The following is a 24,966-nucleotide window of genomic DNA, read 5'->3' on the forward strand; positions in this document are numbered from 1 at the left end:
GAATGAAGAATAGCAAGAGGGGTGTCGTGAAGCGATGAAATTATATACGAAAACAGGAGATAAAGGGACAACAAGTGTAATAGGCGGCAGAGTGGATAAAGATAATATCCGAGTTGAAGCATATGGCACGATAGATGAGGCGAATTCTCATATTGGATATGCAATGACTAAGCTACAAGGCGGATCTTTTGGAGATATTTACAATGAACTTGAAAATATTCAACATGAACTATTTGATTGCGGGGGAGACTTGGCGATAGTAGAGGGGAAAATTCCTTATAAAGTAACGGTTGAAATGGTTGAAAGCTTAGAAAGAAGGATTGATTCGTATATAGAAGAAGCACCGCCGTTAGAGCGTTTTATTTTACCAGGTGGAAGCGAAGCGGCAGCTGCTATTCATATTGCACGTACAGTTGTAAGGCGAGCAGAACGATGTGTAGTGTCCTTGCAAAAAGAAGGGAAAATAAATGAAGTTGTTCTAAAGTATGTAAATAGATTATCTGATTATTTGTTTGCGGTAGCTAGAGTAATAAACGCTCGATTACAAGTAAAAGATGTGGAGTATAATCGCAGTGCAATCGTTTTTCGTGATAAAAACGAGAAGGAAGTGGAGTGATTCACTTTCTTTTTTTGTATACTTTTTTCTGTAATATACCAAAATAAGAGAAGGTATGGTGTTAATTAGAAAACGGAGGATGTATATGAAAGTGTTAAAATGTGGCGTCATGTTATTGACGGTATTGTTTTTTTCTCAATTACATGTGTACGCAGAGGGAAATCAATGGACATGGCCTGTTGAAGGGCAGATAAGTGATTATTTTGGGACAAGGCATGGAAAACACTACGGTATAGATATAGCGGCACCGATTGGCACGCCTGTGGCAGCTATTCAAGAAGGTAAGGTAACAAAGTCTTACTATTCAAGTAGTTATGGAAACGTTGTATTTATTAAACATGGAGAATATGAGGCCGTGTATGCGCATTTAAATAAGAGATATGTAGTTCAAGGGGATTATATTTCAAAAGGAGAAATAATTGGAGAAGTAGGAAATACAGGAGAATCGAGAGGTGCACACTTACATTTAGAAGTTCATCAAGGAAGATGGACGATGGCGAAAAAGAATGCGATGAATCCATTGCTTGTTCTAAATGAACAGAGAAATGAAGTTGTTTCCTCATCCTTATATGTCGTCCAAAAAGGGGACACTTTAGTTAGTATTGCACGGAAATTTAGTATGTCAGTTAAGGAAGTTAAAGATAAAAATGGACTGCAGCAAGATAGGATTTATCCAAATCAACAATTATACGTAAAGTAAAAAAAGAGCTAGTTAAACTAGCTCTTTTTTTACCAAAAAATAAAGACACATATAAATCCAGAAATAGCTAAGTAGCTATATAAGTAAAATACTTTCGTTCTTGTTTTTTCGTTCGTTCGAAATAGTACAATAGTCGGTTCAATTAAACCGATTGTCAAACAAAGTAAACCAAGAAGCATACAACCGATTGAAATGGAGTACAGGGCGATTTGTGGTGCTTGAAATGGAATCATCCATTTTAATAAAAATGCAATAAGTGCAGTGTAGCAAATGCTGCCGATGTATTTATTCAACGGTGCATTAGAACGGAACCCTGGAAGTTTTTTCAAGAAGGAGCGGGAAACAACTTCAGTTTGTAAAGATGTGTGCTCTTCAATTATTTTTTGAGCTTCTTTTCCTTTTTGGAAAAGGGATAATATCCAGTTTCGCTCACCTTGAAAAATAAATTGAGAAGTTGTCAAATAATGATCCACCTTCACTTTATTCCAACTTTTCCATGGGTGACGCTCACACAGTTTTAATTTACTCTCTGTTTTTTTATCATACTGATAAATACTGATGCCATCTTCATCGAAAGCAGCATAGTATGTCTCGCTTGAGAATGTGCCTAAATCAATTGGACAGTAGAAAAGTAATTCTTTTTTTAAGTAAAAGTATTCTTTTCTTAAGTTTTTTTTCATTGCTTCTCGAATAGAGTGTCTCTTTTCTTTTTTCATGACATTTCCTCCATAATCCAGAAAATGTTCTTATCTTAACAATTCAACATCTTATCACTTTTCATTATATATGACTAGGGGATTCATAGGGGAAATGCCGAATACTAAAAAATCTGGGGTGTATTGTAAAATATAGTGATTGGTTTTAATTATATAAAATTAATAACTTATTTTTAATAAGTTACACTTTTTTTGTTCACAATACGATTATGTTGTTGTATAATAAAGTGGAAAATAGAATATCGGTCTATCTTCGGGGCAGGGTGAAAATCCCGACCGGCGGTGATGAACTATATGTGATTTTGTTCTAAGCCCGCGAGCCGTTAAGGCAGGATTTGGTGTGATTCCAAAGCCGACAGTATAGTCTGGATGGGAGAAGATGGAGGTTCAAGCGTTCAAAAAAGATATGGATTTGAACGTCTGTTTGATGTGCCTTAAATTCTCCCTTTGTGTAAAACACAAAGGGTTTTTTCGTTCTATGAAAAAGTAGGCATAGCAGAACCTTTCCACTTTCCATGAGAAGATCGATGGAAAAGGAGAGAGAAAGATGAAACAAAAAAACAGTGTAGTGCAGATGGTGAGTGTAGCGATGCTAAGTAGTATTGCATATTTACTGATGATGTTGGATTTCCCGTTTCCAGGGCTTCCGCCATTTTTAAAAATTGATTTTAGTGATGTACCAGCTCTAATTGCAGCAATTATTTTCGGGCCAGTTGCAGGGATAATTGTAGAGGCGATAAAGAATATTTTACATTATGGAATTCAAGGGAGTTTAACGGGAGTGCCAGTTGGAGAAATTGCTAACTTTATTGCAGGATGTTTATTTATTGGACCGGCAGCTTTCTTATTTAGAAAGTATCGTACTGTTAAGAGTTTAACGACAGGATTAATGCTAGGGACAATTACAATGGCGCTCATTATGAGTGTATTAAATTACATCATTATATTCCCAGCTTACACTTGGTTTTTAAATTCACCAGCTATGTCTAGCGAGGCTATAAGAACAACGGTTGTAACGGCAATCTTACCATTTAATTTGATTAAAGGAATTGTTGTGACAATTGTATTTGTAGCGTTATTCTCACGCCTGAAAGTATGGGTGTTTGCAAAAATGAAAAATGCATAAAATATAAAATAAAACCATTAGTAGTATGGAACTACTAGTGGTTTTTTATTAAGTAGAATGAAAATAGAAAACAAAAAATATCCCTCATATGAATGAGGGATATTTTTTGAAGTTAATAAAAGACTATTCGAATTTTAAAGAGTCGCCATCGAATGATTCATCAGCAACTTTAATTGAGTCAGTTGGACAACCTTCGAATGCATCCATCATATCTTCAATTAATACATCTGGAATTTCAACGATACCTTGGTTATCGTCTAACGTTACAAATGCAATACCTTCATCATCATAATCATAAATGTCTGGTGCAGCAGCGCCGCAAGCACCACATGCGATACAAGTATCTTTATCAACGATTGTATATTTTGCCATCTTTTTTCCCTCCTGATAATATGTATGTGAAAAGCTCGCCATAAAAATTATAACCTTATTGTAAAACGGTTTTTAAAACTTTTCAACATAAAATTATAATGATAATCCTTATCAATTAGAGTGTCAACTAATTTTTGCATTATGTCATAAGATTTTCAAAATACGTAAATGTTATTTCGTTTGGTACAATATACTATATACAAGTACATAGTGCCGATATGATAAGTTTAATGAGTAAGTGCAATCATACTAAAAAGTAATTAAGCTAGATTGAAAGGTGGAAGCGGTAATGCAACTACAATATACTTTATTGTATTGTTTAAAACAATTGAATGGTGAAAGGACCGTTTCTTCTATTTATTATTTATTAAAAGGAAAACGATCTTCGCAAACGTTACAAGATGGAAACATGTTCCGAATTTCATTTTTGTTTGGAATATATAAATCGTTAAATAGAACAGACTATGATCGTGAAGTTGCAAAGTTGTTGCAAGCAGATTTGATTCGAGAAATACATGAAAATACATATTTGTTAACATCTAAAGGTAAAATGCAGTTACATACATGGGAGGAAGTGTATGCTTTTCCCGCGCATTTACATAGTTTACACTATGGTGAATTAGGTGAAACATTTTGGAAACGTTTATCATTAATTATTCAAACTATATCTAATTTACAACAGAATAATACGAAATTTATTCCCATTCAACAAGATACAGAAATAATGATGTGGGTAAAACGCTTTTTAACAGGTATACCATATAGGCGAAGTGAATTGGCTAAAAGATTATGGAAAGAAATACATAATCTTTTAGGAAAAGGTGATGTAGTAGAAGCGACGATTGTAACATATAGATTAACAGGATATAAACGTATCGGTTGTACATTGCAGCAATTAGCGGAAATTACGAAACAAGATATATTCCGGGTGTATTTTTTATTTTGGGGTACGATTCACTTCTTTATACAAGAAGTTCACGATAAAGAAAATGAATTTCCGCTATTGGCTGAGATTATCTCTTATCCAAATGAGAGAGCTGAATTATTTAGTTTATCAACGAAAAAAACATATAATTTTTGGAGACAAGGACGTTCTTTAGATGAAATAGCGACAATTAGAAATTTAAAGGTTGCAACGATAGAAGATCATTTTGTTGAAATTGCTTTGCGGGAAAAAGAGTTTTCAATCGAGATGTTTATGGAAAAAGACAAAATAGATAAAGTAACAAAAGTAATTGAGGCATTACAAACACGTAAGTTGCGTGAGTTGAAACAAGCGGTTGGAGAGGGTATCTCTTATTTTGAAGTTCGTCTTGTATTGGCGCGGATGGAGGGTATAAATGAAGCTTGAGGAATATTTATATAGATGGTTTGGATATTCTGAATTTCGTACAGGGCAAAAAGGGGTAATTACAGATTTATTAGAAGGAAAAGATGTTATAGCAATGCTCCCGACTGGAAGAGGGAAGTCTATGTGCTATCAACTTCCAGGGCTAATGCAAGAAGGAACCGTGCTTGTTGTATCACCATTATTATCTTTGATGGAAGATCAAGTTACACAATTAAAGTATGTTGTGAAAAACCGAGTAATAGCACTTAATAGTTTTCGGACATTACATGAAAAAAGAGAAGCGATGAAAAAATTAGCTTCATATAAATTTATTTTTGTTTCACCAGAGATGTTGCAGTCGGAAGTGTTAATAAGAGAATTGAAGAAAGTTCATATTTCATTATTTGTTGTGGATGAGGCTCATTGTATTTCACAATGGGGTTATGATTTTAGGCCAGACTATAAAAAACTAAATGTAGTCATTGAAAATATCGGGTCTCCTACGGTGCTAGCATTAACGGCAACAGCGACAAAAGATGTACTCCGAGATATAGCAGAGAGTTTAGATTTGAAGAAAGTGACGCAGCATGTATACTCTATTGATCGTCCAAATATTGCGATGGAAGTACAATTTGTGGAGACGATAGAAGAGAAGAAAGAAGCGCTTTTGGACCAGGTGATGTATTTACAAGGGCCAGGGATTGTATATTGTTCAAGCAGAGCGTGGACAGAACGTTTAACGGAGTATTTAAGAGGAAAAGGCGTGACTGGTGTCGCTTTTTATCATGGTGGTATGGAACATGAAGAGCGTATGTTAATTCAACAGCAGTTTATGAATGACCAGTTGCAGCTTGTAATATGTACAAGTGCTTTTGGTATGGGAGTAAATAAGTCGAATACGAGCTATATTATTCATTTTCATTATCCGACTAATATAGCTTCCTATTTACAAGAAATCGGAAGAGCTGGGAGAGATGGTGAACCGAGTATAGCTATCTTACTATGTAGTCCGTTAGATCACGATTTACCAATTTCGATAATTGAAGATGAATTGCCAAGTCAGTCGCAAATACAATTTTTATTCTCTTTACTACAAGAAAGAATGTTTCAAACGAAAGAATTACCAATAGAAGAGGTAGAAGAAATTTGTTATAATGCAGCAAGATTTAATGAACAATATTGGCGTTTCATCCGCTATCATCTTGAACAGCTTGGAATCATACAACAGCGAAAATTAAAATTAGAGAGCTTGTCAGATGAAATTATGAACAGATTAATAGTTGAAGTAGAAATAAGGCTACGTAATAAATATAGTGAGCTAGAAAACATGAAATCGTGGATACAAGTGAAAGAATGTAGGCGTGAATATTTGTTACAACAGTTCGGTTATAGAAAAGAGAACGAGTTGAAAAATTGCTGTGACTATTGTGGTATTACAAAAACAGATTATAAAAAAAGACAAGCGCAACAATCGGATTTCGACTATAATTGGGAAACAGAGTTACAAAAGCTTTTCGGTCTAGAAAAGATGGGGGAATGATGAACATTCAAAGGCATAATATTGAAGATATGAGTCCGAAAGAAATAAGGCTGAATCTGTATATCACACAGTTCATTATTATCGGTATCGGTTGTTTACTAGCATATGTATTATTCCGAGATATAAAATCGGTGTATAGTCTGTGGAAGTGGGAACCGGTGTCTATACTTATAATAGGTGGCTTGTTGGCGATTGGTATTGTGTTATTAGATTATGTTGCAATGCGAGTATTTCCAGAGTCTTGGTTTGATGATGGTGGTATTAACGATAAGATGTTTCAAGGAATGTCAGTTATGCACCTACTCGTTATTACGTTCATTATCGGCTTTGCAGAAGAATTTTTATTTAGAGGTGTAGTGCAGACGCACTTTGGAATTGTAATAGCGAGTTTAGTATTTGCAGTGTTACATATTCGGTATATAACAAAGCCATTTTTGTTTTGTTTCGTCTGTTTCATTAGTTTTGTCTTTGGTTATGTGTTTGAATGGACAGGAAATTTGTTTATAACAATCTTTGCACACTTTCTTGTTGATTTTATAATGGGACTCCAATTAAGAAAATAAATGGAAGGTGGTGGTGAACAACATGAGAAAACGAATTCCTGATTTCGAAGAGGAATTAGAAGTTGAGCGAGTGGAAGAAAAAGAAAGTTTACCGCCGCGTAGTGAAATTCATAGAAATAAAGAGAAAAAAGAAAAGTTTAAAATGAATCATATTTTCGTCCGAGTTTTAACATTTCTATTCATATTACTACCAATTAGTATCTTATGGTATACAGATAAATATATTCAGGTGAAAAGTGATGGTAATAACGCTGGGAAAAGTGCGTTTGAGGTCATTTTCTTTGATTCAGCTAAATCTGAGTCTGAGGCAACATCTGAGAAAGTAGTAACGCATACGGTAAAAGAAGGAGAAACTTTAGAAAGTATAGCGAAGCAATATTTTTCAGATGAAACTGGGATTGAAGTGATTAAAAAGTATAATGATTTACAAGAAGATGAAGTGAATGTAGGTCAAGAAATAAAAATTCCGATAAAAGATAAGTCCGCAAAACAGGATAGCTAGTAACATACCTACTATAAAAACTGAGGATTATCTTTATGCGGAAGGGAGTGAAAAATATATGATATGGATTATCTTATTAAGTGCTCTCATATGTATTGGTATTATATTTCTTCTTGTAATGTATACAGAAGCGATGCGTAATACTGTGTTAGAACATACTTTACTTTTTGAAGAATTTCCGAAAAGTTTTCAAAAAGTAAAGGTGTTTTTTATTTCTGATATTCATAGAAGGGTCATTTCAAGTTCATTAATTGAACAAGTAAAAGGAAAAGTAGACCTTGTAATTATTGGCGGTGATTTAGCGGAAAGAGGCGTCCCTTTATCTAAAATTTCTGCAAATATACAAAAGTTAAGAGCGATAGCTCCTGTATATTTTGTGTGGGGAAATAATGATTATGAGATTGAATATCATGAATTAGATGCTTTGTTATTAGAGAATAATGTGAAAGTTTTAGATAATACAAGAGTTGTATTTGAGTCTGAACTAGGAGAAAAAATTTGTTTGCTCGGTGTAGATGATGTTGGTTTGAAGCGTGATCGTTTAGATTTAGCTTTGGCTGATTGCAAAGAAGATGGTTTTCGCATATTAATTAGCCATAACCCTGATATAATAAATAAAATGTCTGGAAAAGAACAAATTTCACTTGTGTTAAGTGGACATACACATGGAGGACAGATCCGATTATTCCCATCTAAAAAATATTTAAAAGGTGGCGTATATAAGCATTCAAATATGACTCTTTTTGTTAGTAATGGGTATGGAACAACGTTGATTCCACTTCGCTTCCGAGCACCTGCTCAAACACATATTATTACGTTATGCGGAGGGAAATGATGCCAACTCTAAACGGGAAATATAACATAAAAGCTGTTTCGAATATAATTGGAATTCAGCCGAGTACGCTTCGTGCATGGGAAAGACGATATCAAATTATTGCCCCGAAGCGGAATCATGCGGGGCATCGATTATATACAGAAGAGCATATTCAAATTTTGAAATGGTTAATGGACAAGGTTTCTTCCGGCATGATGATTGGACAAGCAGTTCAATTACTAGAAGGGAATCGTTTGCAGAGTAATGTTCAAAAAGAAATACATTACGATAGAGAAGTTGTTTTAGTGGACGATTTACTGCAAACTTTGTTAAAATTTGATGAAATTACAACTTCTGCATTGTTAAACGAGGCTTTCAGTATTTATGCAACAGAAAAAGTCATAGCAAGTATTGTTCTTCAAGTGTCAAATAAATTGTTAACGTTAAAAAATAATAATGAAGTTACAATGGTGCAATTCCAATATGTCGTATCATTTTTACAAACTCGTCTAGGAATGGTGTATCATAATGCATCATCATTTTCTTCTATACACAAAGTTGTCGTGTTAGAAAATAATATGTTGAAAGGGTTTGTTTTCTCAACGTATTTACGCTTAAAAGGATATGAGGTGATATATATTAGGTCAAGCTTAGCGGAAGATGGTATTTTGTTAGCTGTTGAGCAAATACAACCTACATATGTAGTAGTCTCTTTTGATGAGGAACGAGAACTTAAGAACGCGATGAAGGACATGAATTTGTTGCAAGAAAAAAGTGAGAAACTTTCTGTTGGGTTTATAGGAGAAATAGGTGCTCGAGATCAGTTGAACATTCAAACATGCCTAATTGGTGATACGAAAGAAGAATGGGATGATTGGTTAAAAATGTTAGAATAGTTGTTCGAAAAGAACCATCTATTTTCTATTTCATATAATAAAAATTATATTCATTGGTTACGTAGGGAGGGTATGAGATGAGGCTGGAACGATTAAATTACAATAAGATAAAAATTTTCTTAACATTTGATGATTTATCTGAACGAGGATTAACGAAAGAAGATTTGTGGAGAAATGCACCGAAAGTACAGCAATTATTTCGTGATATGATGCAAGAAGCAAATAAGGAACTAGGGTTTGAAGCGGATGGTCCAATTGCAGTTGAAGTATTTTCTCTACAAGCGCAAGGAATGGTCGTAATTGTAACGAAAGAACATCAAGATGTGGATACAGATGATGAGTTCCGTGACGAGTTTATTGAAATGCAAGTGACTCTAGATGAAAGCGAGCATATACTTTATGAGTTTGCTACACTAGATGACGTAATTAACCTGTCGAATCGTTTATATAACCTTGATGTAACTGGCGGAAAACTATATACGTGGGATGGGCGTTTCTATCTTTGGATGGAAGAAGAGGAGCAGGTTCAATTACTGAAGGCAGATTTTATAGCTATTTTAGCGGAATATGGTAATCCGTCTACAGCAACTATTTATCGTCTAATGGAGTATGGTAAAGAATTAATGGCTTCTCAAGCAATTGAACAAATACACAATTACTTTGTGAAAAAACAAAACCTTAGCTAATATAACAAAGCTAAGGTTTTGTTTTTTATTTGGAGAAACCTAAAATGTTGGTCTGAAAATGTCAAAACGATTAATGGTATAGCGGGAATCATAAATATTTGGGCGCTCTTTACTATACTTAAAAATATCTTCTTAAGTTGTTATATATAAGTGAAATAAAAAATATTTAAATATTTAAGTATTTTACTTTTCTAAAAGCAATAAAAGGACTATAATGATAGTGAAAACGCTTGCAACAGGAAATAGTTTGTATATATTTGTTAGCGTTTTCTATTGCATTCCAAATTTAACGGTGTATACTAGGCAATGAAGGTTTACTAAACAAGTGAAATTACAGGGGGTTTACTTACTATGGTAGCCGAAAAGGGAACTCAAACAAAAACACAACAACAAAGGGAACAACATTTTGAACTATTGAATTCGACACAAATTGTTATTAGTGAAGCATTAGAAAAATTGGGTTATCCAAACGAAGTATATGAATTATTAAAAGAACCAATTCGTATGATGACAGTGAAAATACCAGTTCGTATGGATGACGGGACTGTTAAAATATTTACAGGATATCGTGCACAACATAATGATGCTGTTGGTCCAACGAAAGGTGGAATTCGCTTCCATCCGAATGTAACAGAAAATGAAGTGAAAGCACTTTCAATCTGGATGAGTTTAAAATGTGGTATTGTTGATTTACCATACGGTGGAGGTAAAGGTGGAATTATCTGTGACCCACGTGAAATGTCATTCCGTGAGTTAGAAAGATTAAGCCGCGGTTATGTACGAGCAATTAGCCAAATCGTAGGACCGACGAAAGATATTCCAGCTCCAGATGTATTCACAAACTCTCAAATCATGGCATGGATGATGGATGAATATAGCCGTATTGATGAATTTAATTCACCAGGATTTATTACAGGTAAGCCACTTGTATTAGGTGGATCACATGGACGTGAAACAGCAACGGCGAAAGGTGTAACAATTTGTATTCGCGAAGCTGCAAAAAAACGCGACATTGATATTAAAGGTGCACGCGTTGTTGTTCAAGGATTCGGTAATGCTGGTAGCTTCTTAGCTAAATTTATGCATGATGCAGGCGCGAAAGTTATTGCAATCTCGGATGCTTACGGTGCATTGCATGATCCAAACGGATTAGATATTGATTATTTATTAGACCGTCGTGATAGCTTCGGTACAGTAACAAAACTATTTAATAATACAATTTCAAACAAAGAATTGTTAGAACTTGATTGCGACATTTTAGTTCCAGCTGCAATTGAGAACCAAATTACAGAAGAAAATGCTAATAATATTAAAGCAAAAATCGTTGTTGAAGCTGCAAATGGTCCAACAACATTAGAAGCAACTAAAATTTTAACAGATCGCGGAATTTTACTTGTTCCAGACGTATTAGCAAGTGCTGGCGGTGTAACAGTATCTTACTTTGAGTGGGTACAAAATAACCAAGGTTACTACTGGACTGAAGAAGAAGTAGAACAACGTTTAGAAAAAGTAATGGTAAGATCATTTGATTCTATTTATGAAACAGCACAAGTTCGTAAAGTGAACATGCGCTTAGCTGCGTATATGGTCGGTGTTCGTAAAATGGCTGAAGCAAGTCGCTTCAGAGGTTGGGTATAATATTATATCGTGAGAAAACGTGATTCCTTTCGAGGGAATCACGTTTTTTTGTTGAAGTATTAGTGTGAGGTGTTGTATATGGAAAATGAAATGATGGAACGAGTAGAACAATTAGAAGAAAAGGTTAAGAGGTTAGAGGGAGAACTCTCAAGAACGATGAAAGCCCGAAAAACAAGTAACGTTCGGATGTTCGGAGAAGGACTACTGTTTTTAATATTTGGTGCAGTTGTAGTAGGGCCGATTATCGCTTTTGTAATCTCAATTCTTACTTGGATTGTTGAAAAATAAAATAAAAACAAAAAAGAACGCTTGTTCTACACGAACAAACGTGCTATACTTTCCTTAGATAAACAAAGCGGAAATGATTTTAAGGAGAGATAAATGATGAAAATGACAGTAGACCAAAGATTTATGATGCCAGCAGATGTTGTAGAACGAGTGGAAGTATTAAGAAACAAACAAAGTAAGCGCGGCACATTATTACAATCTGTAAATAAATTTTTCGGTTTAGATACGAAAGAAGATTGTGTTTGGTTTTACGGTTTTTATGGAGTTGCTGTAAGTATTTTATTATTTATGGTGTTCACATCAAATATTTTCGATTTTCTCTTCGCGTAAGAAATATGCGATAAGGACATTGCTACCGAATACATATATAAAGAAGTAAGGTAATCTTCTGAAGCGGGAGTTGGTAGTAATGGCGATGTTTCCTATAGAGCGTAACTATATTGGGTATGGAAGTTCACGACCGGGAATTCCTCTTTCTAAAGTAAGGTTTATTGTAAGTCATGATACGGGGAACCCTGGTAGCAATGCGATAGGGAATCGGGATTATTTTAATGAAATACAACCGAAAGCTTCGGCACATACATTTATAGATGATAAAACAATATTGGAAATTGTTCCTATAAATGAAGTTGCCTATCACGTTCGATATGGTGTGCCGACAGATAATGACTTATATGGTTATGATGCTAATAAGGCTGCCATTGGAGTGGAACTTTGTTATGGCGGTGATGTTAACTTTTGGGAAGCATATACCCGTTTTACGTGGTATCATGCGTATTTATGTCAAAACTTCGGCTTGAATCCGAAGAAAGATATCGTATCACATAAAACACTTGACCCAGCTAGAAAGATTGATCCTGAAAATGTATTAGGGAAACAAGGTATTAAATTTCAGCAGTTTTTAGCAGATGTCTATCGGATGTACGTTTCGTTTAGATGACAAATATATGAAAAATGAATACAATAAAGATAGGTGCCTACTGCTGTAAGTAGGTTTTTTCTTGTTTTTATAAATAGCGTATTGGTAGAAGACTAGGAGTGAGTTGAGTATGCAGAAAGAAACAGCTATCATAATTGGAGGCGGTCCGTGCGGATTAGCAGCAGCAATTTCGTTGCAAAAGGTAGGGATAAATCCGTTAGTAATTGAAAAAGGAAACATTGTAAATGCGATTTATAATTATCCAACTCATCAAACATTTTTCTCTTCTAGTGAAAAATTAGAAATTGGTGATGTAGCTTTTATTACAGAAAATCGTAAGCCAGTTCGAAATCAAGCGCTTGCGTATTATCGTGAAGTAGTAAAGCGTAAATCTGTACGTGTAAATGCTTTTGAGCGAGTGGAGAAAGTACAAAAAGATGGAGAAGTTTTTCATGTTGAGACAACAAAGCGTGACGGAAGTACAGAAATATATATAGCGAAATATGTTGTTGTAGCAACTGGATATTATGACAATCCAAATTATATGAATGTTCCCGGCGAGGAACTGAAGAAAGTAGCTCACTATTTTAAAGAGGGACATCCTTATTTTGATCGAGATGTAGTAGTTATAGGTGGGAAAAACTCGAGTATAGATGCCGCGTTAGAACTTGTTAAAACCGGTGCGCGTGTAACGGTTTTATATCGCGGAAGTGAGTATTCACCAAGCATTAAGCCGTGGATTTTGCCGGAGTTTGAGGCGTTAGTACGAAGCGGCACAATTCAAATGCATTTCAGGGCTCACGTGAAAGAAATTACTGAACATACATTAACGTTTACAGTCGATGATGAGGCATATACAATCCAAAATGATTTTGTATTTGCGATGACTGGTTACCATCCTGATCATAGTTTCTTAACGAAGATGGGTGTTCGGATTGATGTAGAAACAGGACGTCCAATTTATGCAGAGGATACAATGGAAACGAACGCTGAAAATATTTTCATTGCAGGTGTAATTGCTGCTGGAAATAATGCGAATGAAATATTTATTGAGAACGGTCGATTTCATGGGGATGCGATTGCGCAAACCATTGCGTCAAGGGAAATATAAAAAGAAGCTGTCGAAATAAACTTCGACAGCTTCTTTTTAATTGTGCATAAACATATTTTGGATTGTTTCATGAGAATTTGTATTCTCTAATGCAACTAATAATTTAATACGTGCTTTTTGAGCATTTAAACCGTATGTGAATACAATACCCATATCTTTTAATTGTTTGCCGCCACCTTCATATGAATATACATCTTGCACGATGCCATTGAAACAGCGAGAAACTAATACGACAGGGATTCCTTTGTCGATTAATCGTTCTAGACTAGGAAGTGTTCTTGGAGGTAAATTACCTTGTCCAAGTGCTTCAATAACAATCCCGTCTACTGGAAGGTTTTCAATTGCTGCTAACAATGTATCGTCCATACCAGCGTATGCTTTTAGAACAACTACGTTTTTAGAAACCTTATTTACTGAATATGTTTCATGGTGTACTAAAGCGTGATGGAATACAACGCCGCGCTTTGTTACCATACCGATTGGTCCATACTGTGGACTCTGGAATGTTGCCACGTTACTTGTATGTGTTTTCGTTACATTTGTAGCGCAATGAATTTCGTCGTTTAATACGACTAAAACACCTTTTTCAGCAGCTTCACTACAGCTAGCTACTTTTACAGCCGATAAGAAGTTATATAGACCATCAGCACCTAATTCATTACTAGAACGCATTGCACCTGTTACAACGATTGGAATAGTTGCTTGCACTGTTAAATCTAAGAAATAGGCTGTTTCTTCTAATGTATCCGTACCATGCGTAATGACTACGCCATGAATGTTGTCTTGTTTTACTTTTTCATCAATGATGACTTGTAATTGTAACATTTCGCTCGGTGTCATATGAGGAGATGGTAGATGGAACACGTCTTCAACGATTAAATCAACATCGCCTTCTAAATCAGGAATAAATTTTAAAAGAGGATTTTTTTCACCTGGTTGTACGACCCCAGTTTCTTTATCTTCCTCCATTGCAATTGTTCCACCTGTGTGTAAAACTAGGATTCTTTTCAATGCTTATACCCCTTTCAAGTTGAAAAATACATTTAGAACATAACATGTTTTGAGTAAATTCGACAATGGAAATGTATAAAAGTATGCCTCGAAAATGACAATAAAGTTAGCTGCTATATATACGATGTATAAAATCACGAAACGAAATGTGTAAATGTAGGATAGGAGGGAGCAATTACATTGAAAAAGATGGAGAAAATTTTTATTCGTATATTAGTAATACAATTCATTTGTCTTTCTGTTGTGCAATTGTTATTTATACATAAGTCATCAGTGAAATATTTATCTAAAATTGTTTATTATGAAGGTGTCATGGTAAAAAACAAAGCAGAAATCTTACAGGTGAATAGGTAGTTTTCATTTTCTTCTATGAAGGATTATGCTACAATAATTGAGGATTTAATGACGTGAAGCAAATGAGAAGAAGCAGGAGAATACCTGCTTTTCGTTTTGTTTTATAAGTGAAAAAATGAGGTGTTACAATGGATAAACGAATTTCAATTGCTATAGATGGTCCAGCAGCTGCTGGAAAAAGTACGGTTGCAAAAGTTGTGGCAAAGAAACTTTCTTACGTTTATATTGATACAGGCGCAATGTACCGCACGATTACATATGCAGCCCTTGAACAAAAAGTGGACATTGAAAATGAAGAGAAGTTAATGGAAGTTGTAAAGAATGTAAATATTGAGTTTCAGCAAGGAGAAAATACACAACTTGTATTTTTAAATGGACAAGATGTTTCTGAAGTAATTCGTACACCTGAGGTGACGAATCGAGTATCTATTGTGGCGAAACATCGCCTTGTTCGTGAAGAAATGGTACGTCGTCAACAAGAGTTAGCGGAAAAAGGCGGCGTTGTAATGGATGGCCGTGATATTGGTACACATGTGTTACCAGATGCTGAAGTGAAGATCTTTATGCTTGCTTCTGTTGAAGAAAGAGCAGAAAGAAGACATTTAGAAAATATAAATAAAGGTTTCGATTCTAATTTAGAGCAGTTAAAAAAAGAAATTGCTCAGCGTGATAAATTAGATTCAGAACGCGAGGTTTCTCCTCTAAAGAAAGCTGATGATGCATTGGAATTAGATACAACTTCTTTATCAATTGAAGAAGTTGTCCAAAAAATTATGAGTATTGTTTCAGGAGTGTTTGCAAAATAAAGAAAGGGGATAACCTCTTTCTTTTTTTGTTTATATAGAAATGTAAAGGATGCGTGAATTGTGAGTCTCTTTCCTTGACAAATGCTCGGATTTGTAAGAAGTTAGTAAAAGAAGGATGAAACTTTCAGAATATATTCGCTATTATATTTCAAAACATACTTTCTTCAAGATGATTTTGCTGTATACTATTTATATAGGTTTAATATATTTTCTAGTGAAATGTATGAAAACTGAGTATGTGATGATAAATTCTTAAACATGCAAATGAAAACATATGTTTTCATTTCGTATATACATAAAAAATGCTTTGTCAATTCTGTAGGGAGGTATTTCCATGGTAGAGAAAATGAATGAAGAAGTTATGGATTCAAAAGAATTACAAGTTGGTGACGTTGTTACAGGTTCTGTAACGAAAGTTGAAGAGAAACAAGTGCTTGTAAATGTTGGATACAAAACAGATGGCGTAATTCCAATTAGTGAATTAGCTAACGTTCATATTGAAAAAGCAAGCGATGTTGTAGAATTAGATCAAATACTAGAATTGAAAATTATTAAATTAGAAGAAGATGATCTTGTCTTATCTAAACGTGCTGTTGATGCAGAAAAAGCATGGGTAGAATTACAAGATAAATTTACTTCTGGTCATGTGTTTGATGTTACTGTAAAAGATATCGTGAATGGTGGATTAGTTGTGGACCTTGGTGTTCGTGGTTTTATCCCAGCTTCACTTGTAGAAGTACATTATGTAGAAGATTTTACTGACTATAAAGGCAAAACATTAGCCGTGAAAATTGTTGAATTAGACCGCGAAAAAAATCGTGTAATCCTTTCGCATAAAGCAGTAGTAGAATTAGAACTAGATTCTAAGAAAAAAGAAGCGATTTCTTCATTAAAAGAAGGAGACGTTGTTGAAGGAACAGTGCAACGATTAACGGATTTTGGTGCTTTCGTTAACGTTGGTGGTGTGGACGGTTTAGTTCATATTTCACAAATTTCACACGAACGTGTAGAGCAACCTTCTGAAGTATTAGAGCAAGGTCAAAAGGTAAAGGTAAAGGTATTATCTGTTGATGCTGATACACAACGTATTTCTTTATCAATTAAAGCAGCTCAGCCAGGACCTTGGGAGAATGTTGCTGGCGAAATAAAAGCTGGAGATATTCGTGAGGGAGTAGTAAAACGTCTTGTTACATTCGGTGCATTCGTTGAAATTTTACCTGGCGTTGAAGGTCTTGTGCATGTATCTCAAATTGCAAATCGTCACGTGAAAAATCCAAATGAAGTATTGGAAATGGGACAAGAAGTAAAAGTGAAAGTGCTTGAAGTCCATGTTGCAGAGAAACGTATTTCTTTAAGTATAAAAGAAACGCTTGAGGAAAATAATGTAATTGAGGATTACAGTCAGTATGAACCAAATGCTGATTCTGCTACTTTCCAATTAAGTGATATTATTGGTGAACAACTGAAAAAATTAAAGAAATAAAGAGGGGTACAAGTGGTAAGGGCAAAACGTAAATTAGATCATATTGAATACGCTCTTTCTACTGGTCAGTCTCGTACGCATGGATTTCATGATATTGATTTTGTGCATCAAGGATTGCCAAATTCAAGTTATGACACAATAACATGTGAAACAAAAATCGGCGAACTTTCACTAAGTTCGCCGATTTTTATCAATGCGATGACTGGTGGTGGGGGAGAGAAAACGTTACATATTAATGAGCAATTAGCATATGTAGCGAAACATCATAATCTTGCTATGGCTGTGGGGTCGCAAATGGCGGCGTTAAAAGATGAAAGTGAGGCTGCTTCTTATACGATTATCAGAAAGGTAAATCCAAATGGTATTTTCTTTGCTAATTTAGGTAGTGAGGCAACTATCGAACAAGCAGAGCGTGCCGTTGATATGATTGAAGCGAATGCATTGCAAATTCATTTAAATGTCATACAAGAGTTAACGATGCCAGAAGGAGACCGTGACTTTACTGGTGTACTTCAGCGCATTGAGAAAATTGTATTAAATAGTAAAGTTCCTGTCATTGTGAAAGAAGTTGGATTTGGGATGAGTAAGGAAACAATACAACAGCTAGCGAGCATAGGTGTAACGGCAATTGATATTGGTGGACAAGGTGGTACAAATTTTGCTGCTGTTGAAAATGAAAGAAGACAGCGAATGCTTTCTTATTTTAATAACTGGGGCATACAAACAGCAACCTCGATTATTGAAGCAACCTCTACAAATAATAACCTCTCTTTTATTGCATCTGGGGGTATACAAACAGCGCTTGACGTAGCGAAAGCAATCGCATTAGGGGCGAATACAACTGCGTTTGCTGGATACTTTTTACGTATTTTAATGCAAGATGGTATCGAGAAGTTAGTGGATGAAATTGATCTTTTACATACAGATTTGAAATTTATTATGACAGCTCTTGGTGCAAAGACGATAGAAGAGTTACAGGCTGTACCTCTTGTTGTAAAGGGCGAAACGTATCATTGGTTAACGCAGCGTGGTATTGATACGACGCATTATAGTAGAAGATAAAAAAATCAACCGTTTGGTTGATTTTTTTGTTTTTTGTTCGTTTTAGTAATATAAAGTGAGGAATGGAATTAATATTCTATCAAAATAAAATTATTCCTATATAAACACTATCTTGTGCAAGTTGCGACTGAAAAAGAGGCTGGAAAATGTAGATAGTTTGCTACTGAATTATTGGGGAGGGTTTAATTTCGCGAAGGAAAAATAGGTGGAGATAAAAATAAACTATAGAAAAATTCGGATGTTAAATGTTATTTTGATATAAGTAAAAATCATTAAAATAATTATGTAAAAGACGGTTTCGTACAATATCGAAACCGTCTTTTTGTGTTCATTAGTGCTGATTTTGTTTTCGGGCTTGCTCTGGTGTATCCAGTCCAGTTGCACCCGGATATTGTAGTGATTGGTCACGATCAGATTCAACGCGTCGTGATTCTCTTAGTTTTCGTTCTTGACGATCTTTACCCATAATGAATAGCACCTCCTTATTAAAAGTGTTGCTGTTATATGAAAAAACTATGCGCGAAGAAAGTGGATTAACTTTCATAAAAAGTTCCCATAATGGAAAACATAGGAGGTGAAATGATGGAAGGGAGTACTTTTTATTTTTTAGCTTGGATAGGGTGGATTGTTGTAACTTTTTTTATGAAAAAGGACTCTATGCGGTGGAAGATAAGCGCTTGTATATTGATTTTTATTATTTGCTCTCCGTTACATGTAACGATTGCTTCATTCACGGTATCAGTAAATGCACTTTTGCTTTGTATTGTTGCTTTTATAGGAATCGCACTATATTCTATTTGGAAAAAATTATATAGCTTACTTTCGGCACTTATTATTGCAATGTTATATACAAGTTTTCATTTGTTAGAAGTATATGATCCGATTTGGATTGTGGTGGACAGGTTGTTTTTGGTAAGTGGTGCTCTTGTGTATGCATCGGTTTTATTGCATGAGGATCGCATATTACGATTATGTTCTCTTTATATAGGAATGTTACAGGGGGAATTGTTAGTGACACTTATTTTTCGAAAACTACATTTCCCTTATGATTACGGAAGTTTAGCGTTTTTTGATATCGTCGCCGTTGCTACATTTTTCATGGCAATTTTGTTTTGGATTGCAAAAGCATCAGTATACATGGAACAGTTCAAGAGGAAATCACGTAAAAGAAAGGCGAGGGTAATACATGACTGAATATACACCGGCCATTTTATGCGGAGTAATAGCGGGGACAGTAACGAGAGTGCTAATGCTCCGGACAGATACGCGTCAATATCCGACGAGGCTCCACGGGAAAATTATTCACGTTGCGATGGGGTTAATTGCAGCGGCTTTAGGAGCGATTGCAATTCCGTCAATTTTGAAAAAAGATTTTTCTGCTATTACATTTCTTACATTAGCAGCAACACAGTTTCGTGATGTGCGTAATATGGAAAGAAATACCCTTCAACAATTAGATGGATATGAGCTCGTACCGCGTGGAAATACATATATTGAAGGGATTGCATTAGTTTTTGAAAGTCGAAACTATTTGGCGATGTTAACGTCGTTTGCAACGACGTTTGCGTATATAGGATTCCATTCATGGATTGCTGGAGTAATTATGGCTATAATCGCATTTATTATCGCGAAAAAATTAATGTCTGGCAGAAGGTTACATGATCTTGTTGATATCGAGCATGTTCCACTTCGTTTTGAAGGAGCGGGGCTGTATATTGATAATATTTACATTATGAATATTGGATTACCAGCAAGGCAAGAGGAAATTATGAAATATGGAATGGGCTTTATTTTAAGGCCGAAAACAATTGATGCGATGGTGACAATCTCAAACTTAGGACAACGACAAGCTATTTTACATGATGTTTCTGTTGCTTTAGGGATTTATAGAGATTCTGGTACGCCAGCGCTTGTGCCGCTAGCAAAGCGTGATTTAGAAGATGGTAGGGTTGGGATTTTTGTCTTGCCACAAGATCAAGATGCAGAGAAAGCGATAGGTGTCATAGGGAATGTGCCGACGTTAGAAAGTGCTGTTCATATGTCATCGGAAGCCCCGAAAGGAAGGGGAGATAAAAGATGATGTTAGAAAGTGTAATTCTCGCGGTTATTACAACAACGCCGGAGAAATTTGCTGGTGGTGCCCCTTTGTTTACTTGTGAATCGACAGATGAGTTAGAATTTGTTGCAAATAATTTAGAGGCAATTTTAGATGGTATTGCGCATCGCTTACAAGAGAATGTATATATTATTGTGAAACATTAGTAACGTGTGGTATAATGTGAGGTGTTTTGATACGCTGAGAAATATTCTGGAATGCAAATCCCTTCTTGCACAAAGAAGGGTTTTTTACATAATAAACAGAAGCAAGTTGAAAGGATGAAAGTATATGCCGAAACCAGTAATAGCAATAGTAGGCCGCCCGAACGTAGGAAAATCTACTATTTTCAATAGAATTGTTGGAGAAAGAGTTTCAATCGTAGAAGATATACCAGGTATAACGCGAGACCGTATTTATAGTGCGGGAGAATGGTTAAATCATGAATTTAACATTATTGATACAGGTGGAATTGATATTGGAGACGAGCCGTTCTTGACACAAATTCGTCAACAAGCGGAAGTAGCGATTGATGAAGCAGATGTTATCATTTTTATGACGAATGGTCGCGATGGTGTAACTGCAGCAGATGAAGAAGTTGCTAAAATTTTATATCGTTCTAAAAAACCAATTGTACTTGCGGTAAATAAGGTTGATAATCCAGAAATGCGTAGTGATATTTATGATTTTTATGCATTAGGATTTGGCGAGCCATTCCCGATTTCAGGTACACACGGTTTAGGACTTGGTGATTTGTTAGATGAAGCTGCAAATCATTTTCCAAAGATTGAAGAAGAAGCGTATGATGATGAAACAATCCGTTTCTCTTTAATTGGACGTCCAAATGTAGGGAAATCATCACTTGTAAATGCACTTCTTGGTCAAGAACGTGTAATTGTAAGTAATATAGCGGGAACAACACGTGATGCTGTTGATACACCATATAGTAAAGATGGTCAAGATTATGTAATCATCGATACAGCTGGTATGCGTAAAAAAGGGAAAGTATACGAAAGCACAGAAAAGTATAGTGTACTTCGTGCACTTAGAGCGATTGAACGTTCTGACGTTGTTTTAGTCGTTTTAGACGGAGAAGAAGGAATTATTGAACAAGATAAAAAAATTGCTGGATATGCTCATGATTCAGGACGTGCTGTTATTATCGTCGTAAACAAATGGGATGCAGTGAAAAAAGATGAAAAAACAATGAAAGCATTTGAAGAAAACATCCGTGCTCATTTCCAATTTTTAGAGTACGCGCCGATTGTATTCTTATCTGCGAAAACGAAAAAACGTACACAAACATTATTACCAGTTATTAATGAAGTAAATGAAAGCCATAGTATCCGTATTCAAACGAACGTATTAAATGATGTAATTATGGATGCGGTAGCGATGAATCCAACACCAACTCATAATGGTAGCCGTCTGAAAATCTTCTATGCGACACAGGTTGCGGTAAAACCACCAACATTTGTTATATTTGTAAACGATACAGAATTAATGCACTTTTCATATGAGCGCTTCTTAAAGAATCGTTTACGTGAAGCGTTCGGTTTTGTAGGAACGCCGATTCACATTATCGCTAGAGCAAGAGACTAATGGAGAGGATGTGATTTTATGACAAAAATCACAGTAGTTGGAGCAGGTAGCTGGGGAACAGCGTTAGCGATGGTATTAGCTGACAATGGACATGATGTACGTATTTGGGGAAATCGTTCTGAACTTATGGATGAGATTAATACAACACATGAGAATAGTCGATACCTTCCAGGAATTACATTGCCAAGCACAATCGCAGCCTACTCTTCTTTAGAAGAAGCATTAGTAGATGTAAATGTAGTACTTCTTGTAGTACCAACGAAAGCGTATAGAGAGGTATTACAAGATATGAAGAAATATGTAGCAGGTCCGACTACTTGGATTCATGCAAGTAAAGGGATTGAACCTGGTACATCAAAACGTATTTCGGAAGTGATTGAGGAAGAAATTCCAGAGGACTTGATTAAAGATGTTGTTGTACTATCTGGACCGAGTCATGCTGAAGAAGTTGGTTTGCGTCAAGCGACAACTGTTACGTCTGCAGCAAAGCGTATGGAAGCGGCTGAGGAAGTACAAGATTTGTTTATGAATAGTTACTTCCGTGTATACACAAATCCAGATATCGTTGGAGTTGAGCTTGGTGGTGCGTTAAAAAATATTATCGCATTAGCTGCTGGGATAACTGATGGACTTGGATTAGGTGATAATGCGAAAGCGGCATTAATGACACGTGGTTTAACGGAGATTGCTCGTTTAGGAAGAAAAATGGGCGGAAATCCATTAACGTTTGCTGGTCTAACTGGTATGGGAGACTTAATTGTAACTTGTACAAGTGTTCATAGCCGAAATTGGCGCGCTGGAAATATGCTTGGAAAAGGACACTCTTTAGAAGAGGTGTTAGAAAGCATGGGTATGGTTGTAGAAGGTGTAAGAACAACGAAAGCTGCTCACGAATTAGCAGAGAAAATGGAAGTTGAAATGCCGATTACAGCTGCTTTATATGACGTGCTATTCAATGGGAATAATGTGAAAGATGCAGTAGGCTCATTAATGGGACGTGTTCGAAAACATGAAGTGGAAGCTATACCTGACTTACTTTAAAGAAAAGCGACAGAAGTACATTTGTACTTCTGTCGCTTTTTATTTTTATGGGTCTTTTCACCATTTTTTTAATTTTGCATAGGATGAAGAGTAACTTGAGGAGAGGGTGAAAAGAATGGATAATAACATTTTTAATAACATTGAAAAAGAAGCGAAAGTGAATAAAGAAGATATTTTTAAATTAGCATCATCTGTACAGAATGCGAATTTACGTGATGAAACTGTGCTTCGTCAATTGATTCATCAAGTGGCTCTTATGGCAGGACGTGAAGTGCCGAAAGAACAAGAGGATCAAATTGTAAAAGCGATTATTAACAATAATATGCCCGCTGATTTTGGTTCGTTAAGCAAAATGTTTAAAAAATAAGATATAAGAAACAAAGAGTTTGTAGATTGCATATGATAGCCATGAAAGTATGGGAATAGAGCTGTTTTGGGCATATTTGGTCAACCGAAGCGAGAGATACACTCGCTTCGGTTTTATTTTTATTTAGATTAGTGGAAGATGCGAAAAAACCTGTTGATTAAAGTTATATATTCTTAATTTGTAGTAAAATGTTCTTTTTGTATTTGTTTAAAGATTTTAATTTGTTAAAATAGTATAAAAATAGATTAATAAAAAGGGGTGTGTATATGTCAGAAGGGCTCATAAAAATGTGGTTTGCTTTAGGAGCAATTGGATTTATGTTTTTTGCAGTAAGTTTTATTTTACTAAGTAGATACAAAATAAAGAATAAATTTTTGAAAGGGATTACAGCGTTAGTAGCGTACACCCTTATGATTGTGTCAGGAATTGTTATTTTTCTTGTTGTATTTAGTGGACCTGTACAGCAGTAAAGGGAATGGTCTCGAAAATGCTACATACGGAGCAAGTTATATTAGTATGAAAAGGTGATTGCTAGTGAAAAAAGTCCATATTATTTTAATATTTTGTTGTATGAGCCTTTTAACAGGATGTCTGTATCCGAAAGAAAATATGAAACAAAATGCCGTTCCTTATGAAGATCAGGTACAGGTTGTTCAAAAAGCTGTAGTGACATTTAAGGAGCAAAATGAGGGGATATTGCCAATTAAGACGCGGGATATGAGTACGCCTATTTATCAAAAGTATCCAATCGATTTTCAAAAGATTGCTCCGCGTTACATACAGGAGGCGCCAGGAAATGCGTATGAAAGCGGAGGAGTATACCAATACGTATTAATAGACGTTGAAACAAACCCGACAGTAAAGTTAATTGATGTTAGGATGGCTGAACAAATCCAGGAATTATCATTAAAGCTTAGGATGTATCGGGATGAACATCAATATCCGCCTTTTAAAAAGGTAATTTCAGATGGTGTATATGAATTAGATTTCAAAAAACTAGGATATAAAGATGTGCCGCAAGTGACAAGTCCGTATTCTGGTAAAGGGCTTCCTTTTGTAATCAATGAAAAGGGAGAAATTTATGTTGATTATCGAATCGACTTATATGAAGCGTTGAAAAAAAATGAAGGGCAATTTAAGGAAGGGGAAGATATTCGGAATATACTTTCGAAAGATTCTCCATTTGTACCTGCGTATTCTTTACCGTATACGGTAAAGAATGGAGAACCAATTTTTTTAAAATCATAAGTCATGAACCTTTCTTTTAGTGAATAAGTTCTAGAAGAAAGGTTTTTTATGTTACACAACTTGCGATGCAAACAAAAGGT

The 24,966-nt window shown here is 35.3% G+C and carries 31 protein-coding genes and 1 riboswitch; of the genes, 27 read left to right on the plus strand and 4 right to left on the minus strand.

Annotated features, from left to right (window positions below; all coding sequences use genetic code 11):
* The first annotated feature begins 34 nt into the window (after positions 1 to 34).
* Complete coding sequence (locus ACSG5Z_RS20040; RefSeq protein WP_087985531.1) at positions 35 to 616, plus strand: cob(I)yrinic acid a,c-diamide adenosyltransferase; 582 nt, start codon at positions 35 to 37, stop codon at positions 614 to 616.
* 85 nt (positions 617 to 701) lie between these two features.
* Complete coding sequence (locus tag ACSG5Z_RS20045) at positions 702 to 1,316, plus strand: peptidoglycan DD-metalloendopeptidase family protein (RefSeq protein ID WP_088062685.1); 615 nt, start codon at positions 702 to 704, stop codon at positions 1,314 to 1,316.
* Between the two features lie 29 nt (positions 1,317 to 1,345).
* Here ACSG5Z_RS20045 and ACSG5Z_RS20050 read toward each other — a convergent pair whose 3' ends face one another.
* Entirely contained in the window at positions 1,346 to 2,032 is a 687-nt protein-coding gene (locus ACSG5Z_RS20050; RefSeq protein WP_000711800.1) for a hypothetical protein, read from the minus strand.
* Between the two features lie 245 nt (positions 2,033 to 2,277).
* Positions 2,278 to 2,417, plus strand: a riboswitch (FMN riboswitch).
* 162 nt (positions 2,418 to 2,579) lie between these two features.
* Here ACSG5Z_RS20050 and ACSG5Z_RS20055 point away from each other — a divergent pair.
* Positions 2,580 to 3,158: an ECF transporter S component gene (locus ACSG5Z_RS20055; RefSeq protein ID WP_000810851.1), complete on the plus strand. Its 579-nt coding sequence runs from the start codon at positions 2,580 to 2,582 to the stop codon at positions 3,156 to 3,158.
* 123 nt (positions 3,159 to 3,281) lie between these two features.
* On the opposite strand, the gene ACSG5Z_RS20060 is transcribed toward ACSG5Z_RS20055, so the two are convergent.
* Positions 3,282 to 3,530, minus strand: coding sequence for a ferredoxin (locus ACSG5Z_RS20060; RefSeq protein ID WP_001151994.1), 249 nt, complete (start codon positions 3,528 to 3,530; stop codon positions 3,282 to 3,284).
* A gap of 289 nt (positions 3,531 to 3,819) precedes the next feature.
* On the opposite strand from ACSG5Z_RS20060, the gene ACSG5Z_RS20065 reads away from it, so the two are divergent.
* The 12 genes from ACSG5Z_RS20065 to ACSG5Z_RS20120 all read left to right on the plus strand — a co-directional run bounded on the left by ACSG5Z_RS20065 (position 3,820) and on the right by ACSG5Z_RS20120 (position 13,817).
* Positions 3,820 to 4,881 (plus strand): YpbB family protein, encoded by a 1,062-nt coding sequence (locus tag ACSG5Z_RS20065; RefSeq protein ID WP_435712018.1) that lies wholly within the window; start codon positions 3,820 to 3,822, stop codon positions 4,879 to 4,881.
* A complete protein-coding gene (locus tag ACSG5Z_RS20070; protein ID WP_087985533.1) occupies positions 4,871 to 6,400 on the plus strand; it encodes a RecQ family ATP-dependent DNA helicase in 1,530 nt (509 codons plus the stop codon). The genes ACSG5Z_RS20065 and ACSG5Z_RS20070 overlap by 11 nt, the downstream gene beginning before the upstream one ends.
* Positions 6,400 to 6,963 carry a CPBP family intramembrane glutamic endopeptidase gene (locus ACSG5Z_RS20075; RefSeq protein WP_001025770.1) on the plus strand — a complete coding sequence of 188 codons (564 nt, stop codon included), beginning with the start codon at positions 6,400 to 6,402 and terminating at the stop codon, positions 6,961 to 6,963. The genes ACSG5Z_RS20070 and ACSG5Z_RS20075 overlap by 1 nt, the downstream gene beginning before the upstream one ends.
* Positions 6,964 to 6,985: 22 nt before the next feature.
* Positions 6,986 to 7,465 carry a LysM peptidoglycan-binding domain-containing protein gene (locus tag ACSG5Z_RS20080; RefSeq protein ID WP_001231546.1) on the plus strand — a complete coding sequence of 160 codons (480 nt, stop codon included), beginning with the start codon at positions 6,986 to 6,988 and terminating at the stop codon, positions 7,463 to 7,465.
* A gap of 58 nt (positions 7,466 to 7,523) precedes the next feature.
* Complete coding sequence (locus tag ACSG5Z_RS20085) at positions 7,524 to 8,300, plus strand: metallophosphoesterase (RefSeq protein ID WP_000637808.1); 777 nt, start codon at positions 7,524 to 7,526, stop codon at positions 8,298 to 8,300.
* Complete coding sequence (locus ACSG5Z_RS20090; RefSeq protein WP_435712019.1) at positions 8,300 to 9,175, plus strand: MerR family transcriptional regulator; 876 nt, start codon at positions 8,300 to 8,302, stop codon at positions 9,173 to 9,175. The genes ACSG5Z_RS20085 and ACSG5Z_RS20090 overlap by 1 nt, the downstream gene beginning before the upstream one ends.
* Positions 9,176 to 9,252: 77 nt before the next feature.
* A complete protein-coding gene (locus ACSG5Z_RS20095) occupies positions 9,253 to 9,861 on the plus strand; it encodes a genetic competence negative regulator (RefSeq protein ID WP_001235391.1) in 609 nt (202 codons plus the stop codon).
* 351 nt (positions 9,862 to 10,212) lie between these two features.
* Complete coding sequence (gene gudB / locus ACSG5Z_RS20100; RefSeq protein ID WP_000225171.1) at positions 10,213 to 11,499, plus strand: NAD-specific glutamate dehydrogenase; 1,287 nt, start codon at positions 10,213 to 10,215, stop codon at positions 11,497 to 11,499.
* Positions 11,500 to 11,577: 78 nt separating this feature from the next.
* A complete protein-coding gene (locus ACSG5Z_RS20105) occupies positions 11,578 to 11,787 on the plus strand; it encodes a hypothetical protein (RefSeq protein WP_000426773.1) in 210 nt (69 codons plus the stop codon).
* Positions 11,788 to 11,880: 93 nt separating this feature from the next.
* The gene (locus ACSG5Z_RS20110; protein ID WP_001983018.1) at positions 11,881 to 12,117 is read left to right on the plus strand and encodes a DUF3961 domain-containing protein; all 237 of its coding nucleotides are present in this window, start codon (positions 11,881 to 11,883) and stop codon (positions 12,115 to 12,117) included.
* A gap of 79 nt (positions 12,118 to 12,196) precedes the next feature.
* On the plus strand, positions 12,197 to 12,727 hold the full coding sequence (locus ACSG5Z_RS20115; protein WP_001240648.1) for a peptidoglycan recognition protein family protein: 531 nt from the start codon (positions 12,197 to 12,199) through the stop codon (positions 12,725 to 12,727).
* A 109-nt stretch (positions 12,728 to 12,836) separates the two neighbouring features.
* Positions 12,837 to 13,817, plus strand: a complete 981-nt coding sequence (locus tag ACSG5Z_RS20120; protein WP_088608749.1) for a YpdA family putative bacillithiol disulfide reductase — start codon at positions 12,837 to 12,839, stop codon at positions 13,815 to 13,817.
* A 36-nt stretch (positions 13,818 to 13,853) separates the two neighbouring features.
* On the opposite strand, the gene ansA is transcribed toward ACSG5Z_RS20120, so the two are convergent.
* On the minus strand, positions 13,854 to 14,828 hold the full coding sequence (ansA, locus tag ACSG5Z_RS20125; RefSeq protein ID WP_087985537.1) for an asparaginase: 975 nt from the start codon (positions 14,826 to 14,828) through the stop codon (positions 13,854 to 13,856).
* A 180-nt stretch (positions 14,829 to 15,008) separates the two neighbouring features.
* Between ansA and ACSG5Z_RS20130 the strand changes: the two genes are divergently transcribed.
* The 4 genes from ACSG5Z_RS20130 (at position 15,009) to ACSG5Z_RS20145 (ending at position 18,533) form a co-directional block, all read left to right on the plus strand.
* Positions 15,009 to 15,182 carry a YpfB family protein gene (locus tag ACSG5Z_RS20130; protein WP_000738047.1) on the plus strand — a complete coding sequence of 58 codons (174 nt, stop codon included), beginning with the start codon at positions 15,009 to 15,011 and terminating at the stop codon, positions 15,180 to 15,182.
* Positions 15,183 to 15,310: 128 nt separating this feature from the next.
* The gene (cmk, locus tag ACSG5Z_RS20135; RefSeq protein ID WP_000361262.1) at positions 15,311 to 15,988 is read left to right on the plus strand and encodes a (d)CMP kinase; all 678 of its coding nucleotides are present in this window, start codon (positions 15,311 to 15,313) and stop codon (positions 15,986 to 15,988) included.
* A 334-nt stretch (positions 15,989 to 16,322) separates the two neighbouring features.
* On the plus strand, positions 16,323 to 17,471 hold the full coding sequence (gene rpsA, locus ACSG5Z_RS20140) for a 30S ribosomal protein S1 (RefSeq protein WP_087985538.1): 1,149 nt from the start codon (positions 16,323 to 16,325) through the stop codon (positions 17,469 to 17,471).
* 12 nt (positions 17,472 to 17,483) lie between these two features.
* On the plus strand, positions 17,484 to 18,533 hold the full coding sequence (locus ACSG5Z_RS20145; protein ID WP_087985539.1) for a type 2 isopentenyl-diphosphate Delta-isomerase: 1,050 nt from the start codon (positions 17,484 to 17,486) through the stop codon (positions 18,531 to 18,533).
* Between the two features lie 331 nt (positions 18,534 to 18,864).
* On the opposite strand, the gene ACSG5Z_RS20150 is transcribed toward ACSG5Z_RS20145, so the two are convergent.
* Positions 18,865 to 18,999: a YpzI family protein gene (locus ACSG5Z_RS20150; protein WP_000513900.1), complete on the minus strand. Its 135-nt coding sequence runs from the start codon at positions 18,997 to 18,999 to the stop codon at positions 18,865 to 18,867.
* 116 nt (positions 19,000 to 19,115) lie between these two features.
* Here ACSG5Z_RS20150 and ACSG5Z_RS20155 point away from each other — a divergent pair, with 116 nt between their 5' ends.
* The 8 genes from ACSG5Z_RS20155 (at position 19,116) to ACSG5Z_RS20190 (ending at position 24,886) form a co-directional block, all read left to right on the plus strand.
* Entirely contained in the window at positions 19,116 to 19,727 is a 612-nt protein-coding gene (locus ACSG5Z_RS20155) for a YphA family membrane protein (protein WP_046955225.1), read from the plus strand.
* Positions 19,720 to 20,613, plus strand: a complete 894-nt coding sequence (locus ACSG5Z_RS20160) for a YIEGIA family protein (RefSeq protein WP_000141603.1) — start codon at positions 19,720 to 19,722, stop codon at positions 20,611 to 20,613. Before ACSG5Z_RS20155 ends, ACSG5Z_RS20160 begins: the two co-directional genes overlap by 8 nt.
* Complete coding sequence (locus ACSG5Z_RS20165) at positions 20,610 to 20,795, plus strand: capping complex subunit for YIEGIA (RefSeq protein WP_000979052.1); 186 nt, start codon at positions 20,610 to 20,612, stop codon at positions 20,793 to 20,795. Before ACSG5Z_RS20160 ends, ACSG5Z_RS20165 begins: the two co-directional genes overlap by 4 nt.
* Before the next feature lie 124 nt (positions 20,796 to 20,919).
* Positions 20,920 to 22,230, plus strand: coding sequence for a ribosome biogenesis GTPase Der (gene der / locus ACSG5Z_RS20170; RefSeq protein WP_001125888.1), 1,311 nt, complete (start codon positions 20,920 to 20,922; stop codon positions 22,228 to 22,230).
* An 18-nt stretch (positions 22,231 to 22,248) separates the two neighbouring features.
* Positions 22,249 to 23,271, plus strand: coding sequence for an NAD(P)H-dependent glycerol-3-phosphate dehydrogenase (locus tag ACSG5Z_RS20175; protein WP_088062692.1), 1,023 nt, complete (start codon positions 22,249 to 22,251; stop codon positions 23,269 to 23,271).
* A gap of 115 nt (positions 23,272 to 23,386) precedes the next feature.
* The gene (locus tag ACSG5Z_RS20180; protein ID WP_000369753.1) at positions 23,387 to 23,638 is read left to right on the plus strand and encodes a stage VI sporulation protein F; all 252 of its coding nucleotides are present in this window, start codon (positions 23,387 to 23,389) and stop codon (positions 23,636 to 23,638) included.
* Positions 23,639 to 23,904: 266 nt separating this feature from the next.
* Positions 23,905 to 24,108, plus strand: a complete 204-nt coding sequence (locus ACSG5Z_RS20185; RefSeq protein WP_001288995.1) for a DUF2768 domain-containing protein — start codon at positions 23,905 to 23,907, stop codon at positions 24,106 to 24,108.
* A gap of 64 nt (positions 24,109 to 24,172) precedes the next feature.
* Positions 24,173 to 24,886, plus strand: a complete 714-nt coding sequence (locus tag ACSG5Z_RS20190; RefSeq protein ID WP_000755483.1) for a YphF family lipoprotein — start codon at positions 24,173 to 24,175, stop codon at positions 24,884 to 24,886.
* The last annotated feature ends 80 nt before the right edge of the window (positions 24,887 to 24,966 follow it).

The sequence above is a fragment of the Bacillus pretiosus genome (genome assembly GCF_051294775.1).
Classification (GTDB): domain Bacteria; phylum Bacillota; class Bacilli; order Bacillales; family Bacillaceae_G; genus Bacillus_A; species Bacillus_A wiedmannii.